1 protein-coding gene is annotated in these 402 nt (G+C 62.4%); it reads right to left on the bottom strand.

The window, feature by feature from the left end:
* The coding region (locus RNB18_RS53105; RefSeq protein WP_311721193.1) for an AMP-binding protein at positions 1-390 on the bottom strand (390 nt) is incomplete at its 3' end.
* Positions 391-402: the final 12 nt, after the last annotated feature.

Below are 402 nucleotides of genomic sequence, written 5' to 3'. Positions count from 1 at the left end.
CCCACGGATCTTGACCTGCTCATCGGCGCGACCGAGATACTGCAACTGCCCATCAGAACCCCACGACGCCAGATCCCCGGTCCGATACATCCGCGCACCGGAGCCACCGAACGGACACGCCACGAAACGCGCCGAGGTCAGTCCGCCACGGTGCCAATAACCACACCCCAAACCGGCACCAACGACATACAGCTCACCCACCACACCCACCGGCACCGGCTGCAACGACCGATCCAGCACAAAGAAACCAAGGTGCACCAACGGCAGCCCGATAGGGCTCGCACCACCGACAGCATCTGCCTCGCAGATCTCACGGAACGACGCGTGCACCGTCGTCTCGGTAATCCCATACATATTGATCAACCGGGGCGAACCCGGATGTCGATCCACCCAAGCGCGAAG

Source organism: Streptomyces doebereineriae, from assembly GCF_031845645.1.
Lineage (GTDB): Bacteria > Actinomycetota > Actinomycetes > Streptomycetales > Streptomycetaceae > Streptomyces > Streptomyces canus.
This window is presented reverse-complemented; position numbering and strand designations above follow the sequence as displayed.